The sequence below is a fragment of the Ruegeria sp. A5 genome (assembly GCF_056543005.1).
In genome coordinates, this window is the sequence record NZ_JBQGAV010000004.1 from 83,464 (window position 1) to 99,381 (window position 15,918).

A 15,918-nucleotide genomic window follows, 5' to 3' on the forward strand; every position below is an offset into this window, starting at 1 on the left:
GGCGGGCATATGCCAAATCTTAAGGACCTTAAAAACAGGATCGAGTCGGTCAAATCGACCCGCAAGATCACCAAGGCCATGCAGATGGTCGCGGCTGCAAAACTGCGTCGCGCCCAGGAATCTGCCGAAGCCTCGCGTCCCTATGCCGAGCGGTTCAATGCCGTGATGGCGGGGCTGGCGGCTTCGGTCGGGGGCAGCGACAGCACCCCCAAGCTGCTCCGTGGCACGGGCAGTGATGATGTCCATCTGCTGGTTGTTATGACAGCTGAACGCGGCCTGTGTGGCGGCTTCAACTCGAACATCGCCAAGCTCGCTCGCCAAAAGGCGGACGAGTTGCGCGCCAAAGGCAAGACGGTCAAGGTTTTGACCGTCGGCAAAAAAGGCCGCGACGCGCTCAAGCGTGATTTTAGCGATCTGTTCGTTGGACATATCGACCTGAGCGAGGTCAAGCGTCTGGGGTATTCCAACGCGCAAGACATCGCCAAGGACGTCCTGTCTCGTTTCGACGGGGGTGAGTTCGACGTTGCCACGATCTTCTACTCGAAGTTCGTCAACGTTGTGACCCAGATCCCGACGGCACAGCAGGTCATCCCCGCCTCGTTCGAAGACGAAGCGACGGGTGACGACAGCGGTGCGGTATTCGACTACGAGCCCAGCGAAGAGGCCATCCTGGCCGACCTGCTGCCCAAGGGGGTTGCCACCGCGATCTTCTCGGCTCTGCTCGAAAACGGAGCGTCTGAACAGGGTGCACGGATGTCCGCAATGGACAACGCGACACGCAACGCGGGTGAGATGATCGACAAGCTGACGATCCAGTTCAACCGCTCGCGTCAGGCCGTGATCACCAACGAGCTGATTGAAATTATTTCCGGCGCCGAAGCGCTGTAGAGACATACCGGAGACGAAACATGGCGAATGCAAAAGGCAAAGTCACACAGATCATCGGGGCCGTCGTCGACGTGCACTTCGAAGATCAGCTGCCTGAAATTCTGAACGCGCTGGAAACCACCAACAACGGCAAGCGCCTGGTGTTGGAAGTTGCTCAGCACCTGGGTGAAAACACCGTCCGTACCATCGCGATGGACGCGACCGAGGGTCTGGTCCGCGGCGAAGCCGTGACCGACACTGGCGCACCGATCTCGGTTCCGGTTGGTAACGCCACTCTGGGCCGCATCCTGAACGTGGTTGGCGAGCCGATCGACGAAAAAGGCCCGGTTGAAGCAACCGAAGCCCGTGCGATCCACCAGCCTGCACCGACTTTTGACGAACAGTCGACCGAGTCGGAAGTTCTGGTAACCGGCATCAAGGTTGTTGACCTGCTGGCCCCATACGCCAAAGGCGGTAAGATCGGCCTGTTCGGCGGCGCCGGCGTTGGTAAAACCGTTCTGATCATGGAACTGATCAACAACATCGCAAAAGTGCACTCGGGCTTCTCGGTGTTCGCGGGTGTTGGTGAACGGACCCGTGAAGGCAACGACCTGTACCACGAGATGATCGAATCGAACGTTATTAAACCGGACAACCTGTCGGAATCGCAGGTGGCCCTGGTTTACGGTCAGATGAACGAACCTCCGGGTGCGCGTGCGCGTGTTGCTCTGACCGGTCTGACCCTGGCCGAGCAGTTCCGCGACCAGTCCGGTACTGACGTTCTGTTCTTCGTCGACAACATCTTCCGCTTCACGCAGGCGGGTTCCGAGGTTTCGGCTCTGCTGGGTCGTATTCCTTCGGCGGTGGGCTACCAGCCGACCCTGGCAACCGACATGGGTGCCCTGCAGGAACGCATCACCTCGACCAAGTCGGGCTCGATCACGTCCGTGCAGGCGATCTACGTGCCTGCGGACGACCTTACCGACCCTGCGCCGGCAACCTCGTTTGCGCACTTGGACGCGACCACCGTTCTTAACCGTGCGATCTCGGAAAAGGGTATCTACCCTGCGGTTGACCCGCTCGACTCGACATCGCGTCTGCTCGACCCGGCCATCGTTGGTGAAGAGCACTACAAGGTTGCGACCGACGTTCAGCAGATCCTCCAGCGCTACAAGTCACTGCAGGACATCATCGCCATCCTCGGCATGGACGAACTGTCGGAAGAGGACAAACTGACCGTGGCACGTGCCCGTAAGATCGAGCGCTTCCTGTCGCAGCCGTTCGACGTGGCCGAAGTCTTCACCGGTTCGCCGGGCGTTCAGGTTCCTCTGGATGTGACCATCGCGTCGTTCAAAGCGGTTGTCGCTGGCGAATACGATCACCTGCCCGAAGCGGCCTTCCTGATGGTTGGCGGCATCGAAGAAGTGATCGCCAAAGCGGAGAAGATGGCCGCAGAAGCCGCCTAAGGAGTATCCCTGATGGCAAACACGATGCAATTCGACCTCGTCAGCCCCGAGCGGAGCCTTGCTTCGCTTAGCGCGACGGCGGTCCAGATTCCCGGCGCGGACGGGGATATGACGGCAATGCCCGATCATGCTCCCACTATCACCACGCTGCGCCCGGGCATCCTGAAGGTCGAAGCACCCGAAGGCTCCAGCGAATACCTGGTCACCGGTGGGTTTGCTCAGATCAATGGTGATGGCCTGTCGGTTCTGGCCGAAAAGGCCATTCCGGTTGCTGAAGTAACACGTTCGCATCTGGACGATCTGATCGCTGACGCCCGCGCCTCGCACGAGGCAGCCAAGGCCGGTGACGATCAGACCATCGTCGACGATGCTGCAAAGTTGCTGGCTGACATGGAAGCCCTAGGAACGCATATGAGCCTGTAAGGGTTCATGACATTCTGATCACTTGGAACGGCCCCGTATACGCGGGGCCGTTTTTTTGTCGTGATTTTGCCATTCGCTGAAGTTAAGCTGCAGGAATTGAACAATAAAAGACGATAGATGAAAAAGTTTCAAACCCATCCCATCGGCATTGATCAGGGCGAGGAGGTCTTGTTTTCCGATTTCGCCGATGGTGGCGCGATGTGGACTGGTGAGGGCCCGCGTGAGCGTCGCGTAAGCATCCGTTTTTCAGAAGTGTTCCGCTCTGTGCCAATCGTCCAGATAGGCGTGGTGCTTTGGGATGTGGATACGTCCTCCGCTTTACGCGCTGAAGTTCAGGCCGAAGATATAACGCCGGAAGGATTCAATGCGGTGTTTCGCACCTGGTCTGATACGCGTATCGCCAGAATTCGGGTGAATTGGACCGCAATTGGAGATGTTTCGCATGAAGACGATTGGGATATCTCGTGAAGCAGGCCTGTTCGTGACATAAGATTGCGCACCTTCGCGCGTCGTCCCATAAAGAAGACTGGCCACCCCAAATAGCGGCTAACGCAACCGGAGGATCTTATAGGTGTTTGCACGAGATCATATCGAATACGAAGCCTTGGACCTTCCGGATCGTATGGACTTGTCTGATGAAGAAATGCTGGCCGAAGCGCGAGCGTTCTACGACAAGATGAAACGCCGCCATACCGTGCGTGACTATTCGGACCGGCCCGTCGAGCGCACGGTCATCGAAGAGTGCATTCACGCAGCCGGAACAGCGCCCTCAGGAGCCAATCATCAGCCCTGGCACTTTGTGGCAATCTCGAACCCTGAGATGAAGCGCCGTATTCGGGAAGAAGCGGAAGCTGAAGAGCGCAGGTTTTATGAAGGCGGTGCCGGGGATGAATGGCTGAAGGCGCTTGAACCAATCGGGACTAACGATCAGAAGCCGCATCTGGAAGACGCACCGTGGCTGATAGTGATTTTCGCCCAACGTTGGGGTCATTTCGATGATGGAGATCGGTTCAAAAACTACTACGTGCCTGAAAGCACGGGCATTGCCACGGGCTTTTTGTTGACGGCGCTGCACCATGCAGGGCTGGTATCGCTGACCCACACACCCAACCCGATGAAATTCCTGAATAAACTGCTAAACCGCCCTGATCATGAAAAGCCTATTATGATCGTAGCTGTAGGCCACCCGCAAGACGACGCGAAGGTGCCAAAAGTTGCAAAGATGAAAAAACCGTTGGAAGAAATCATGACGGTCGCCGAATAGGCAGGCCGTCATGAATTCAGACATTATCAATAGTAGTCAGCAGTTTTTTCGATCAATCCATATGATAAAGTGACTCGTAGATCGGCGTCAGTGTCTTGTCTTCGAACAGCGATGATACGCTGGTGCCATTCCAAATGTTCAGGATCGCCTGCGTAAAGATCGGCGCGGTGGGCACGATGCGGATATTGGCGGCCTTGTTGATCTCAGCCGTAGGCTGGATCGTGTCCGATAGGACCAGAGATTTCATCACCGAATTGGTCACACGTTCAACCGCCGGTCCACTCATGACACCGTGGGTGATGTAAGAGTGTACTTCCTTGGCGCCGTTATCCATCAGCACCTGGGCAGCTTTGCACAGAGTGCCAGCGGTATCGCAAATGTCATCGACGATCAGGCAGATTTTGTCTTTCACGTCACCAATGACAGTCATCTCGGCCACTTCGCCTGCCTTCTCGCGGCGTTTGTCGACGATCGAAAGTGGTGCATTGATGCGTTTGGCCAGTTCGCGGGCGCGGGCCACACCGCCGACATCTGGCGAGACCACCATCAGGTCGTCCATTTGGTCTTTGAACTGCTTCTTCACATCCAGGGCAAAGATCGGCGAGGCATAAAGGTTGTCCACCGGCATGTCGAAAAAGCCCTGAATCTGGGCTGCGTGCAGATCCATGGTTAGAATCCGTTCGATACCCGCACCAGTCAGCATGTTTGCCACCAGCTTGGCGCTGATTGGCGTGCGCGCTTTGGTGCGGCGGTCCTGACGGGCGTACCCGAAATACGGAATGACAGCGGTGATCCGGGCTGCGGATGAACGGCGCAGGGCATCTGCGATGATCAGCAGCTCCATCAGATTGTCATTGGCGGGGTTCGAGGTTGGTTGAACGATAAACATATCTTCACCGCGCACATTCTCGAAAACCTCGACGAAAATCTCTCCGTCGTTGAACCGTTCGACCCTTGCATCGACCAGCCCCTGGTCAACGCCGCGATGCAGGCTCATGCGACGTGCAATGGTTTCGGCAAGCGGAAGATTGGCGTTCCCAGCGATAAGCTTGGGTTCGTGAAGTGTCGGCATCGGCTGATTTTCCCCGGGCAGCAGTGGCAATGTGACAGATTCGTGATGTTGACACCGCTTAGCATGGGTCTACCGTCCCGCAAAGATAACGCAGCGGAGAAAGTGAACATGGCCCAGATTGACTACTTTTTTGCGACACTCTCGCCCTATTCCTATCTGGCGGGAATGCGCCTTGAAGAGATCGCGGAAAAACACGGTGCGACGATCAACTATAAACCATTGGATATTGTTGCCCTGTTCGGCCGGACAGGTGGAACGCCACCAAAAGATCGTCATATCTCTCGCATCGAATACCGCGCGCAGGAACTGGTGCGCCAAGCGCGCAATCTGGATATGCCGTTGAACCTGCAGCCTGCGCACTGGCCGACGAACATGGCACCGTCCTCTTACGCTGTGATCGCAGCAGTACAGGATGGATCAGGTGATGTGGGTAAACTTTGCCATTCCTTCTTGCGTGCCTGCTGGGCAGAAGAAAAGGACATCTCTGATGATGGCGTGATCCGGGATTGCTTGGAACAGGCAGGATTTAATCCAAATCTAGCTGATAGTGGCCTGTTGGTAGGTGCGGAAACCTACGCCGCAAATCTGGAAGAAGCCGTGGACCGGGGTGTTTTCGGGGCACCATTTTACATCACACCGGACGATCAGAGGTTCTGGGGACAGGACCGTCTTGATGATCTGGACAAGCATCTGGCTGAGATGAAATAGCCGGGGCAGGGAGGCACGGCTACAAGAGGTTCAGAAACCGATCGATCTGCTCGGTTCCGATGGACCAGTCACAGACAAGGCGGCAGGCCAGCATCTCGTCTTCGTCCTCACCGTCCAACGTATCGCCCCACAGGTGATAGACGGCGCCGGCCTCGTGCAGGCGCTTGTGTTGACTGCGGGGAAAGCTTGCGAAAATCATGTTTGCCTGGGGTTCATGCAGGAATTCTGCCCCGACTGCCCGCAGACCATCCGCCAATCGCGCGCAATTGGCATTCGCCTTGCGAGCTGATTTCAGCCACAGGTCATCCTGCAGATAAGCAGCCATCTGGGCCGACAGATAACGGTGCTTGGAAAACAGGTGCGCCCCGCGCTTGCGCCGCAGCTCGAACTCCCAAGCTTTGCTTTCGTCGAAGAAGATTACGGCCTCGACACCCATCAGCCCGTTTTTGGTGCCGCCAAAGCTGACTGCGTCAACACCAGATTTCCACGTCATCTCTGCCGGTGAGCAATTCAAAGCGACCAGAGCGTTAGTGAAGCGTGCACCATCCATATGCACCGGCAACCCATACTTCTTGGCAACGCCACACAAGGCTTGAAGTTCGGCAAGCGAGTAAACCGAGCCACGCTCGGTCACCTGAGTGATCGAGACAGGCCCGCGCTGCGGACCATGCACGCCGCGGGTTTCTTCCCCCTCAATGGACTTGGTCAATGCTTCGGGGGTCATCTTGTCGCCACCCGGCACCAGAGTCAGTTTCGCGCCGGTGTAGAATTCGGGAGCATTGCACTCATCCTCATGGATATGAGCAACGGGTGAACAGAACACGGTTTCCCACGGCTTGCTCAGCGTTGCCAACGCCAGTGAATTAGCTGCCGTTCCCGTAGCGACCAGATAAACTGCCGCACCCGGTGCTTCGAAAATGCCGCGGATTTGGTCGCGCACTTCGTTCATCAAGGTGTCGGCGCCATAAGCCATCTGATAGCCCTGATTGGCTTCGGCCAATGCGGCCAGAACTTCGGGATGAACAGGCCCGGAATTATCAGAGGCAAAATGCATTAATTCGGCTCCTCGATGATGTAGTCTTCCCACTCTTCCATGGGCGTTTCGAATTCAGATACGGTTCGCCGCTGCACGGAGACTCCGGCGGTGTGAACGCTTTCAGGCGTACCTGATAGCAAAGGGTGCCAGTCGTAAAGCGGTTTGCCTTCCCAGAGCAGTCGATAGGCGCAAGTCTGGGGCAGCCAATAGGCATGGTTGTCGATGTTATCGGGTGTCATGACGATGCATTCGGGCACGAATTGGTGGCGGATATCATATTGGGTGCACCGGCAAGTTTCGTCATCCAGCAGGCGACAGGCAACACAGGTCAATGCGACCTCGCCCGTATCTTCATCTTCCAGCTTGTTCAGACAGCATTTTCCGCAACCATCGCACAGGGCCTCCCACTCACGCTGGTTCATCTTGCGCAGCGGCTTGCGTTCCCAGAATCGGGGCGCGAGGCCAGCTCGATCGATTGGATCCGTAGTCATGTACTGGCCAGTATCTCTCGGGCGCGCGCGCAATCGGCGTCCATCTGCGAGATCAACCCGTCAAGGCCGTCGAATGTCATTTCGGGCCGCAGATAGTCGACCAGACCAACGGACAGCGTGGCACCGTAAAGATCACCTGAGAAATTGAACAGAAATGTCTCGATGTTAGGAACCTCGCCTTGGAACATGGGCCGGGTCCCGACCGATGCCGCCCCGTGATAGCTGCCCTGATGCGGGCCATCCAGGACGTCGACCAAAACTGCATAAACGCCAAATCTTGGAGGGTGCAGTCCTTCGATCGACATATTGGCTGTCGGGTACCCCAACTCTCGTCCGCGTTGCTCGCCTCCGACGACCTCACCCTCAATCCGGTGCCAGTGCCCCAACATTGTTGCCGCATCGCGCGGGCGCCCCTCTGACAGAGCTGTCCGGATCGCAGTCGACGAAACCACATTCTCGGTGCGCTCCAACAGGGGCGCGATGGTCACACCGAACCCCATCTCTTCGCCAAAGCGAACCAGGTCCTGAGGGTTACCGCTGCGCCCTTTGCCAAAACAAAAATCGGCACCCACGACAACATGAGAAAGCCCCAGACCATCGCATATGACATTCCTCGCAAAAGCTTCGGGCGTCATACCCGCGAGCGTTGAATTAAAAGGCAGTTCATAAAGCTTCTGCACGCCGAGTTTTTCCAGCCGGTGCGCGCGTGCATTGCCGCGCATCAGACGAAAGGGCGGTGCCTCTGGGGAAAAATACTCTCGTGGATGCGGCTCAAATGTCATGACCCCCAGCGGCGCGTTCAATTCAGCATTGCGCGCCAACTCGATGACGGATTGATGGCCAAGATGAACACCGTCAAAGTTCCCGATGGCGACACTTGCGCCTCGGTCTTCTGGTTCAACAAACTGGAAGTCCCGGATGATATGCATGCGGCTTGCCTAGCGGGACTGCCCGTCAGGTTCAAGCCGCAGTTCGGTTAAGGTGGATTATCAGTCGAACTTGCGGCTCGGAGCCAGCACCATGGCCTCACCCACCAGCACTTTCTTTCCGTCAACTGCGCAGTGGCAATCCAGCTTAACCCGGCGTTTGGCGAAATCGATATCGATCACCTTGACCTCGGCATAAACCATGTCGCCCGGACGCACCGGCGCCAGAAATTTAAGCGATTGTCCCATGTACACGGTTCCATGTCCGGGCAGCTGCTCTCCGATCACGGCAGAGATCAGGCCGGCGGTCAGCATGCCATGCGCAATACGTCCTTCGAAAATCGTATCGCGGGCATAGTCATCATCCAGATGAACCGGATTCCGGTCGGTCGAAACCTGAGCAAACATCTCGATATCTTCATCGGTCACGACTTTGCGCAAGTGCCGTGACATGCCCATTTCGATGTCTTCGATGCAAATCGTTCCGCGCGGAAGGTTGTCCAACATGCTGCCCTCATTCGAGATCGAAAGAGCAACAAAAGACCATCATCTGCCGCTCGTCGGCAACTTTATTACTTCGCAGTTGCAGAAAATCAAGTCTTTTTTGCTATCTCAGGCGACCAATCGAATAGGTTGGATTGATCTGTTCCTTCTCGTTATGAGCTTTCAACGCGTCTTCGTCTGGATGATGTGATGTTTTGGTTTCTGCGGCTGCCAAACCGCCGGTGATGAAGAGGGTATCAATGCCTTCCCCCATGCCTCCAGCGATATCTGTTTGCGGCCCGTCCCCTATGGCAAGTATTTCAGAATCCGACACATCAACCCCAATCGCCTGCAACCTGCGCCGGGCCAGATCGTAGATGGGCGGGTGTGGCTTACCGAAATATAGGCTTTCACCACCCATCTCGGTATAAAGTCGGGCCAAAGCACCTGCGCACCATTCGCGCGTTTCGCCTCGGTCCACCACGATGTCCGGATTTGCGCAGAGCAGTTTCATCCCTTTCTGCTTGGCATAAAGAAAGTCGGGCCGGTTCACATCTGGGTCCGCCATCGGGTCGAACGGGCCGCAACACACGATGCCTTCGGCCGCGTCCAGCGGAACGCGTTCAATGTGGATCGGATGATCCAGCAGTTTCAGGGGTTCAAAAAAACCGGCATCCCGCTGCCATTCCCCCATGAAGTAGACTTTTTCGCCAATCGCCCCGCGAAACATCGCTGAACGCGCCGAATCACCGCTGGTTGCAATCGTGTCATAGGCAGCCGCTGGCACCTTAAATTGCGAAAGCTGCTCTGCAACGCCAGCACGAGGCTTGGGAGAGTTGGTTACAAGAACCACCGTGCCTCCGGCTTTGCGATAAGCTTGCAGCGCCGCAACGGCCTCGGGGTAGGCGGTTATCCCGTTATGAACGCAGCCCCACAAATCAACGAACAACGCTTTGTAGCGGTCAGAGATTTCGGCGAGTGAAGAAACGATCTGGGTCATGGCGCGCCTCGTGCTGCATGGAATGCGAGATGCCAAAGCCTATGGCAGAGCGTGGCGGGATTGGCCAGAGGTGCAGCCCAAGGCGGAGCGACCGAAATCTGTTTCCCTTGTTCATCTGACCAAAAATATCTCGGAGCGCGAGGCAGAGCCTCGCAAAAAGAAAGGCGCCCGGTTCGGGCGCCTTTGATGAGCAAAATTCAGACCTTGAGGTTCGGAATGATCTGCTTTTTCCGGCTCATCACGCCGGGCAACACAACCGCGTCACCGTCCACGGTTGCACCAAAGCTCTTCTCGGCGACACCTTTGACCAGATCATTTGGAACCAGCAGGGTTGCCTCTTCGTTCAGAATGTCGACCACGAACAACAACACCTGATCAACGCCGTCTTCCTTGGCCACATCAGCCATCGAGCTTACGATGCTGTCCTTGCGATCCAGCACGACACCGGGGGCTGTGGTTTCCAGAACCGAGACCCGGAACTTGGTGCCGTCGACTTCGTATTCCTTGCTGTCCATGCGGATCAGTTCGGCGTCCGAGAATGACGATACATCCGATTTCGCTGCAAACATGTCGGCGGCGTAGGCCGAGACATCCAGACCAAGTTCAGCCGCCAATTTCTCGGCCACGGCGCGGTCGTGGGCGGTTGTAGTGGGTGAGCGGAATTCCAGCGTGTCAGACAGGATGCAGGTCAGCGCTGCGCCCTTGATTGCGTCGGGCATCTTGGCCGCATCGTCACCCATCAGATCGACCATGATGGTTGCTGTGCAGGCCAGCGGGCGCACGGTGATGTCGATCGGGCCTTTGGTTTCAAGCCCGCCAACCAGTTTGTGGTGGTCGATTATGGCGCGGATATCGGCGCTGTTGATGCTGGCGGGCAGCTCGGCCGGATTGTTGGTGTCGACGATGACAACCGGTGCATCCTCGGCCACGTCCTCGATGATTTGCGGCTTGGGCAGGTCCCAACGCTCAAGCATAAAGGCGGCTTCGGTGTTGGGTTCGCCTAGCAAAACGGGCTGTGCCTGTTCACCTTTCACTTCGTTCAGATACCACGACCACAGGATTGGAGAGCCGGTGGAATCGGTGTCGGGAGATTTGTGGCCAAAAACTAGCGTTGTCATGTCTCGTGTCCTGAAGAATATGGATTTGCGCGCCTTATAGGGTGGTCAAACAAGGTTGTCACCCGGAAGCAAACTTGCTGCGACCCTTGGTCTGAAAACCTAGAATTCAGCGCGTTCCAGTGTATATCCGGCTTGCTGTAGCTGGTTCAGTAAGCCGTAGTCGTTGCTCAGATGTCCGGCCCCGACAGCGATCACCGCGGTCTGATCCTTCAGGTCCAGAATCTTTTCCATCCAGTTGGCGTTGCGTTGCACCAGAAGCTGATCCTCGAACCCTTTCCATTCGGCGTTAAACTCTTCTGGTGTCATCCCTGAAGCTTCAAGTCCCTGAATTTTCGCAAGCTCAATGATCGCGGCGTGCTGCTCTTCGATATAGGCGTTCGCCATCGTGATCATTTGGTCGTCCCCGGCCTGCAGCGCCCCAGCGAGCCTGGTCAGTGAGGCCACTTGTTCCTCTAAAGAATGGCTGTCGAACATGGCGATCAGATCCTCGATCCGCTCTAGCGAATACTGGGGTATCCCGTGTTGTTCGGCCAGTTCCGTCAGGCGCGTGTCCATGCCGCGATCAAAGTCTGGGGTATTCATCAGGCAAGGCGGAATGCCCAACATCATGCTTAGAAACCAGGGGCGCATCTTGGCGGCCATCCAGGCGGGAATGCCACGCTCGGCCAGAGTCGCGGACAGCGCTGTCCAATCTTCTTCCGACATCAGGTCAATCAAAGTGGGGCCGGACGTAATCAGGACCGGGCTGAAATCATCGGCCAGATCTTTTTCGAACGCGTCCATTTCGTCCTGTGTGACCTCGAAGAAAAACGCGTCGGCCTGACTCAGAACTGGCTCCAAGCGCTCGACCACGGGTGCCATGCGGGGGTCGCTGGTGTGGAGGGTGCCGATCAGGTGCAAGACGGTCCCGTCTTTTGTCGCGATCCAGTGGTTGCCCTCCGGAAACGGAATGTCACTGATTGTCTTCTCGAGATCAGCTTGACTTTCGGCCGACAGGTCAAGCCTAAGATCTCTCCCTTCGCAGGCCGCATGGGCGGTAATCGGAAGCAAAAGGCCGAGACAAAAGCTGAGCAAGCGCATATGGAACCTTCCGGAAATGGCGAATATGACCAAGACGTACTCCTGCCTTCTTGTAAGTTGCAATGTGGTTTGTCTCCAAGCCGTGGCTGGCAATCCGCGCGAAACTACATAGCATAGCGTTATGAAGCTCGAGCAGGACCTTTACCCACCCATCAAAGCCTTGTTGGAACGTCAGGGATATACCGTGAAAGGTGAAGTTGGCGCCGCCGACATTGTTGCTCTGCGAGACGGGCAGGAGCCGGTGATCGTTGAACTCAAGCTTCGCTTCAGCCTCGCGCTGTTTCACCAAGCTATCACTCGTCTGAAAATAACCGATCAGGTCTACATTGGGGTCTGTAAACCAAAAGGCCGGGCAGCGCGACGGGCGTTGAAGGATAATCTGGCGTTGTGCCGTCGCCTGGGGTTGGGTCTGATCACCGTGCGCTCTGATGGGACGGTCGAGGTTCAATGCGATCCCGGCCCCTATGCGCCGCGCAAGGATAAGGTCAAGGCAAAGCGATTGCTGCGCGAGTTTGAAAGGTTGCAGGGCGATCCGAATGCGGGCGGTGCCACGCGTCATGGGATAGTAACGGCTTACCGACAGGATGCGCTAAAATGCGCGGCACATCTGGCGGAAAACGGAGCGGGCAAGGGGGCCGATGTCGCAAAGGCCACTGGCGTAAGTGCGGCGACACGTTTGATGTACGACAATCATTACGGCTGGTTCGAAAAAGTGGAAAAGGGCGTCTACGCGCTGTCTGAGGCAGGGCAAGAAGGTCTGAAACACTGGGCGTACAGCTGGGATCAGCCAGACTAGGTGCCTTGTTCTTGCCTGCTTATCGCGCCGGGCAAAAAAATCTTTCACATATTGTTGACTCGCTTCCTGCAACTCCCTAGCTATGCGTCGTTATCACTCATGAGACCCGAGTGCTAACGCCTCGTCAGTCGGCGAGGGGAGGAAAACAAACTTTGAGCCCAAGGAGCTGCAAAGATGGCATTGAAACCGCTTCATGACCGTGTGCTGGTTCGTCGCGTAGAAAGCGAAGAGAAAACCGCAGGCGGACTGATCATTCCCGACAGCGCAAAAGAAAAGCCCAGCGAAGGCGAAGTCGTTGCAACCGGCGAAGGCGCGCGCAAGGACAGCGGCGAACTGATCGCAATGGCTGTAAAAGCTGGCGACAAGATCCTGTTCGGCAAATGGTCGGGCACCGAGGTTCAGGTCAACGGCGAAGAGCTGCTGATGATGAAAGAAAGCGACATCATGGGGATCATCGAGTAAGCGCACCCGCTTTCTCTGATCTTCGTTTCAACAGATATTCTCAAGGAGAGACAACATGTCTGCAAAGGACGTCAAGTTTGACACCGATGCCCGTAACCGCATGCTGGCCGGTGTAAATGTTCTGGCCGATGCTGTTAAAGTGACCCTGGGTCCCAAAGGCCGCAACGTGGTTCTGGACAAATCCTTCGGCGCACCGCGCATCACCAAAGACGGTGTTTCGGTTGCCAAGGAAATCGAACTGGAAGACAAGTTCGAAAACATGGGCGCGCAGATGGTGAAAGAAGTCGCCAGCCGTACCAATGACGAAGCCGGCGACGGCACCACCACTGCAACCGTTCTGGCTCAAGCCATCGTTCGCGAAGGTCTGAAGCAGGTTGCTGCTGGCCTGAACCCGATGGACCTGAAGCGCGGCATCGACCTGGCAACTGCCAAGGTTGTCGAAGGCATCAAAGACGCTTCGCGTGAAGTTAAAGACTCGGCAGAGGTTGCTCAGGTTGGCACCATCTCGGCCAACGGCGAAGCCGAAATCGGCCAGCAGATCGCAGACGCGATGCAGAAAGTTGGCAACGAAGGCGTTATCACCGTCGAAGAAAACAAAGGTCTGGAAACCGAGACCGATGTTGTCGAAGGTATGCAGTTCGACCGTGGCTACCTGTCGCCTTACTTCGTCACCAACGCAGACAAGATGATCGCAGAACTCGACGACTGCATGATCCTGCTGCACGAAAAGAAACTGTCCTCGCTGCAGCCGATGGTTCCGCTGCTCGAGCAGGTGATCCAGTCGCAAAAGCCGCTGCTGATCATTGCTGAGGATGTTGAAGGCGAAGCGCTGGCAACTCTGGTGGTCAACAAACTGCGCGGCGGCCTGAAAATTGCTGCTGTCAAAGCACCGGGCTTCGGCGATCGCCGCAAGGCCATGCTGCAGGACATCGCGATCCTGACCGGCGGTCAGGTGATCTCCGAAGATCTGGGCATGAAGCTCGAGTCCGTCACCATGGACATGCTGGGCACCGCCAAGAAAATCGAAATCACCAAAGACGAAACCACCATCGTCGACGGTGCTGGCGAGAAAGCCGAGATCGAGGCACGTGTTGCTCAGATCCGCACTCAGATCGAAGAAACTTCGTCGGACTACGACCGTGAGAAGCTGCAAGAGCGCGTTGCCAAACTGGCAGGCGGTGTTGCTGTTATCCGCGTCGGCGGCATGACCGAAGTTGAAGTGAAAGAGCGTAAGGACCGTGTCGACGATGCTCTGAACGCGACCCGCGCTGCCGTTCAGGAAGGCGTTGTTGTCGGCGGCGGTGTTGCTCTGGTTCAGGCCGGTAAAGCACTGGAAACTCTGGAAGGTGCAAACGCTGACCAGAACGCAGGTATCAACATCGTTCGTAAGGCAATCGAAGCGCCTTTGCGCCAGATCGCCGAGAACGCTGGTGTCGACGGTGCGGTTGTTGCTGGCAAAGTTCGCGAAAGCGACGACGCAGCATTCGGCTTCAACGCTCAGACCGAAGAATATGGCGACATGTTCTCGTTCGGCGTCATCGACCCGGCCAAAGTTGTCCGTACCGCTCTGGAAGATGCGGCATCGGTTGCTGGCCTGCTGGTCACCACCGAAGCAATGGTTGCCGACAAGCCCGCCAAAGAAGGCGCGGCACCTGCCGGCGGCATGCCCGACATGGGCGGCATGGGCGGCATGATGTAAGCTACTTAAGCCTTAGTGCTTAATAGCGGGGTCGCCTTTGGGCGGCCCCGGTTTTGTTTGGAATGTCTGTTGTGCATTCGTATCATTGGCGCTGGTAGGCTCTGGTCCGAGGAGGGTCGGGATTGGCTCGGCAATCGGGAATGTGAGTGTGCAAATCCCTTTGAAACGGCTATGCGGTTGATATGCGACTGTTTCTTCTGACCGCTTTAACCATGTGCGCCTTCGCCGCGAATTCGATCCTGAACCGCCTTGCTATCGACAGTGGCGCAAGTGATCCGGCGGGATTTGCCATCATCCGGGTTTTGGCTGGTGCCTTGGTTTTAACGGTATTGGTGGCGCTTAGGGGCGGCTCGATCCCTGTTTTTGATCGTCGACGTGTTGTTGGGGCCGGGTCACTGTCGCTTTATATGATTGGGTTTTCAGTAGCGTATCTGACGCTTGATGCCGGGCTTGGTGCGCTGATCCTGTTCGGGGTTGTGCAAATTACCATGTTTGCGATTGGTGCAATGACCGGTTCTGCACCCACTTTGAGACAGATATTGGGTGCCGGTATTGCGCTTGGTGGACTGGCTTTTGTTCTTTGGCCTGCTGGGACGGTTCAGGTCGACCCGACAGGGGCCGGCTTAATGACGGCTGCCGGGGTCGGGTGGGCCATATATTCCATCGCGGGCCGGTCCGAACCAGATGCATTGTCGGGAACTGCAGCAAATTTCATCATGGCGTTGCCCGTCACGGGATTTGCCCTGTTCCTGCTGGGAAGCAATTGGCAAATGTCTCCGCTTGGCTATGGGCTGGCTGCGCTTTCCGGAGGCGTCACGTCCGGTCTCGGCTATGCGCTATGGTACCGTGTCGTGCCACAGCTTTCACCGGCGGTGGCCGCGATCGTGCAACTCAGCGTTCCAGTTATCGCAATTGCTGCCGGGGTCATCCTGTTAGCCGAGACGGCAAGTCTAAGGCTTCTGCTCGGCGCCGGATTTGTACTCGGCGGCATCGCACTGGCGGTGCTGCGCCGGAACCGTGGCTAGGG

Annotated in this window: 18 protein-coding genes; 10 read left to right on the top strand and 8 right to left on the bottom strand. The window is 56.7% G+C overall.

All coding sequences use genetic code 11. The features are described 5' to 3' along the window. Positions 1-9 precede the first annotated feature (9 nt). From ACR0AY_RS10635 to ACR0AY_RS10655, 5 genes are all read left to right on the top strand, one after another. Entirely contained in the window at positions 10-888 is an 879-nt protein-coding gene (locus ACR0AY_RS10635; protein WP_170512526.1) for a F0F1 ATP synthase subunit gamma, read from the top strand. Between the two features lie 20 nt (positions 889-908). Next, on the top strand, positions 909-2,333 hold the full coding sequence (gene atpD / locus ACR0AY_RS10640) for a F0F1 ATP synthase subunit beta (RefSeq protein ID WP_039537698.1): 1,425 nt from the start codon (positions 909-911) through the stop codon (positions 2,331-2,333). Between the two features lie 12 nt (positions 2,334-2,345). Further along, the gene (locus tag ACR0AY_RS10645) at positions 2,346-2,756 is read left to right on the top strand and encodes a F0F1 ATP synthase subunit epsilon (protein ID WP_170392439.1); all 411 of its coding nucleotides are present in this window, start codon (positions 2,346-2,348) and stop codon (positions 2,754-2,756) included. Positions 2,757-2,873: 117 nt separating this feature from the next. Next, positions 2,874-3,224, top strand: a complete 351-nt coding sequence (locus ACR0AY_RS10650; RefSeq protein ID WP_170512524.1) for an H-type lectin domain-containing protein — start codon at positions 2,874-2,876, stop codon at positions 3,222-3,224. 103 nt (positions 3,225-3,327) lie between these two features. After that, complete coding sequence (locus ACR0AY_RS10655) at positions 3,328-4,020, top strand: nitroreductase family protein (RefSeq protein ID WP_170512523.1); 693 nt, start codon at positions 3,328-3,330, stop codon at positions 4,018-4,020. Positions 4,021-4,072: 52 nt separating this feature from the next. Here ACR0AY_RS10655 and ACR0AY_RS10660 read toward each other — a convergent pair whose 3' ends face one another. Beyond that, positions 4,073-5,092, bottom strand: coding sequence for a ribose-phosphate pyrophosphokinase (locus ACR0AY_RS10660; RefSeq protein WP_170392433.1), 1,020 nt, complete (start codon positions 5,090-5,092; stop codon positions 4,073-4,075). A 108-nt stretch (positions 5,093-5,200) separates the two neighbouring features. Here ACR0AY_RS10660 and ACR0AY_RS10665 point away from each other — a divergent pair, with 108 nt between their 5' ends. After that, complete coding sequence (locus tag ACR0AY_RS10665; RefSeq protein WP_170512521.1) at positions 5,201-5,800, top strand: 2-hydroxychromene-2-carboxylate isomerase; 600 nt, start codon at positions 5,201-5,203, stop codon at positions 5,798-5,800. A gap of 19 nt (positions 5,801-5,819) precedes the next feature. Here the strand turns inward: ACR0AY_RS10665 and ACR0AY_RS10670 are convergent, their stop codons facing one another. From ACR0AY_RS10670 to ACR0AY_RS10700, 7 genes are all read right to left on the bottom strand, one after another. Beyond that, on the bottom strand, positions 5,820-6,854 hold the full coding sequence (locus tag ACR0AY_RS10670) for a threonine aldolase family protein (RefSeq protein WP_170512519.1): 1,035 nt from the start codon (positions 6,852-6,854) through the stop codon (positions 5,820-5,822). Continuing rightward, a complete protein-coding gene (locus ACR0AY_RS10675) occupies positions 6,854-7,327 on the bottom strand; it encodes a YcgN family cysteine cluster protein (RefSeq protein WP_170512517.1) in 474 nt (157 codons plus the stop codon). Before ACR0AY_RS10675 ends, ACR0AY_RS10670 begins: the two co-directional genes overlap by 1 nt. Next, positions 7,324-8,256 (bottom strand): bifunctional riboflavin kinase/FAD synthetase, encoded by a 933-nt coding sequence (locus ACR0AY_RS10680; protein WP_170392424.1) that lies wholly within the window; start codon positions 8,254-8,256, stop codon positions 7,324-7,326. The genes ACR0AY_RS10675 and ACR0AY_RS10680 overlap by 4 nt, the downstream gene beginning before the upstream one ends. 60 nt (positions 8,257-8,316) lie before the next feature. Then, entirely contained in the window at positions 8,317-8,760 is a 444-nt protein-coding gene (locus tag ACR0AY_RS10685) for a MaoC family dehydratase (protein WP_074736482.1), read from the bottom strand. Between the two features lie 100 nt (positions 8,761-8,860). Continuing rightward, on the bottom strand, positions 8,861-9,736 hold the full coding sequence (locus ACR0AY_RS10690; protein ID WP_170512515.1) for a TIGR01459 family HAD-type hydrolase: 876 nt from the start codon (positions 9,734-9,736) through the stop codon (positions 8,861-8,863). Positions 9,737-9,933: 197 nt separating this feature from the next. Continuing rightward, positions 9,934-10,854: a manganese-dependent inorganic pyrophosphatase gene (locus ACR0AY_RS10695; protein ID WP_170512514.1), complete on the bottom strand. Its 921-nt coding sequence runs from the start codon at positions 10,852-10,854 to the stop codon at positions 9,934-9,936. A gap of 99 nt (positions 10,855-10,953) precedes the next feature. Then, the gene (locus ACR0AY_RS10700) at positions 10,954-11,934 is read right to left on the bottom strand and encodes a TraB/GumN family protein (protein ID WP_170392419.1); all 981 of its coding nucleotides are present in this window, start codon (positions 11,932-11,934) and stop codon (positions 10,954-10,956) included. Positions 11,935-12,055: 121 nt separating this feature from the next. On the opposite strand from ACR0AY_RS10700, the gene ACR0AY_RS10705 reads away from it, so the two are divergent. From ACR0AY_RS10705 to ACR0AY_RS10720, 4 genes are all read left to right on the top strand, one after another. After that, the gene (locus ACR0AY_RS10705) at positions 12,056-12,730 is read left to right on the top strand and encodes a DUF2161 family putative PD-(D/E)XK-type phosphodiesterase (protein WP_170512512.1); all 675 of its coding nucleotides are present in this window, start codon (positions 12,056-12,058) and stop codon (positions 12,728-12,730) included. A 174-nt stretch (positions 12,731-12,904) separates the two neighbouring features. Next, a complete protein-coding gene (groES, locus tag ACR0AY_RS10710; protein ID WP_010441779.1) occupies positions 12,905-13,192 on the top strand; it encodes a co-chaperone GroES in 288 nt (95 codons plus the stop codon). Positions 13,193-13,247: 55 nt separating this feature from the next. Then, on the top strand, positions 13,248-14,891 hold the full coding sequence (gene groL, locus ACR0AY_RS10715; RefSeq protein ID WP_170392413.1) for a chaperonin GroEL: 1,644 nt from the start codon (positions 13,248-13,250) through the stop codon (positions 14,889-14,891). Positions 14,892-15,073: 182 nt separating this feature from the next. Further along, positions 15,074-15,916 (top strand): DMT family transporter, encoded by an 843-nt coding sequence (locus ACR0AY_RS10720; protein WP_170512510.1) that lies wholly within the window; start codon positions 15,074-15,076, stop codon positions 15,914-15,916. Positions 15,917-15,918 lie beyond the last annotated feature (2 nt).

Coding starts and splice junctions, on each gene's coding strand:
- ACR0AY_RS10635 (WP_170512526.1), top strand. CDS start 10: ATGCCAAATCTTAAGGACCTTAAAAACAGGATCGAGTCGGTCAAATCG.
- atpD (WP_039537698.1), top strand. CDS start 909: ATGGCGAATGCAAAAGGCAAAGTCACACAGATCATCGGGGCCGTCGTC.
- ACR0AY_RS10645 (WP_170392439.1), top strand. CDS start 2,346: ATGGCAAACACGATGCAATTCGACCTCGTCAGCCCCGAGCGGAGCCTT.
- ACR0AY_RS10650 (WP_170512524.1), top strand. CDS start 2,874: ATGAAAAAGTTTCAAACCCATCCCATCGGCATTGATCAGGGCGAGGAG.
- ACR0AY_RS10660 (WP_170392433.1), bottom strand. CDS start 5,092: ATGCCGACACTTCACGAACCCAAGCTTATCGCTGGGAACGCCAATCTT.
- ACR0AY_RS10665 (WP_170512521.1), top strand. CDS start 5,201: ATGGCCCAGATTGACTACTTTTTTGCGACACTCTCGCCCTATTCCTAT.
- ACR0AY_RS10670 (WP_170512519.1), bottom strand. CDS start 6,854: ATGCATTTTGCCTCTGATAATTCCGGGCCTGTTCATCCCGAAGTTCTG.
- ACR0AY_RS10675 (WP_170512517.1), bottom strand. CDS start 7,327: ATGACTACGGATCCAATCGATCGAGCTGGCCTCGCGCCCCGATTCTGG.
- ACR0AY_RS10680 (WP_170392424.1), bottom strand. CDS start 8,256: ATGCATATCATCCGGGACTTCCAGTTTGTTGAACCAGAAGACCGAGGC.
- ACR0AY_RS10685 (WP_074736482.1), bottom strand. CDS start 8,760: ATGTTGGACAACCTTCCGCGCGGAACGATTTGCATCGAAGACATCGAA.
- ACR0AY_RS10690 (WP_170512515.1), bottom strand. CDS start 9,736: ATGACCCAGATCGTTTCTTCACTCGCCGAAATCTCTGACCGCTACAAA.
- ACR0AY_RS10695 (WP_170512514.1), bottom strand. CDS start 10,854: ATGACAACGCTAGTTTTTGGCCACAAATCTCCCGACACCGATTCCACC.
- ACR0AY_RS10700 (WP_170392419.1), bottom strand. CDS start 11,934: ATGCGCTTGCTCAGCTTTTGTCTCGGCCTTTTGCTTCCGATTACCGCC.
- ACR0AY_RS10705 (WP_170512512.1), top strand. CDS start 12,056: ATGAAGCTCGAGCAGGACCTTTACCCACCCATCAAAGCCTTGTTGGAA.
- groES (WP_010441779.1), top strand. CDS start 12,905: ATGGCATTGAAACCGCTTCATGACCGTGTGCTGGTTCGTCGCGTAGAA.
- groL (WP_170392413.1), top strand. CDS start 13,248: ATGTCTGCAAAGGACGTCAAGTTTGACACCGATGCCCGTAACCGCATG.
- ACR0AY_RS10720 (WP_170512510.1), top strand. CDS start 15,074: ATGCGACTGTTTCTTCTGACCGCTTTAACCATGTGCGCCTTCGCCGCG.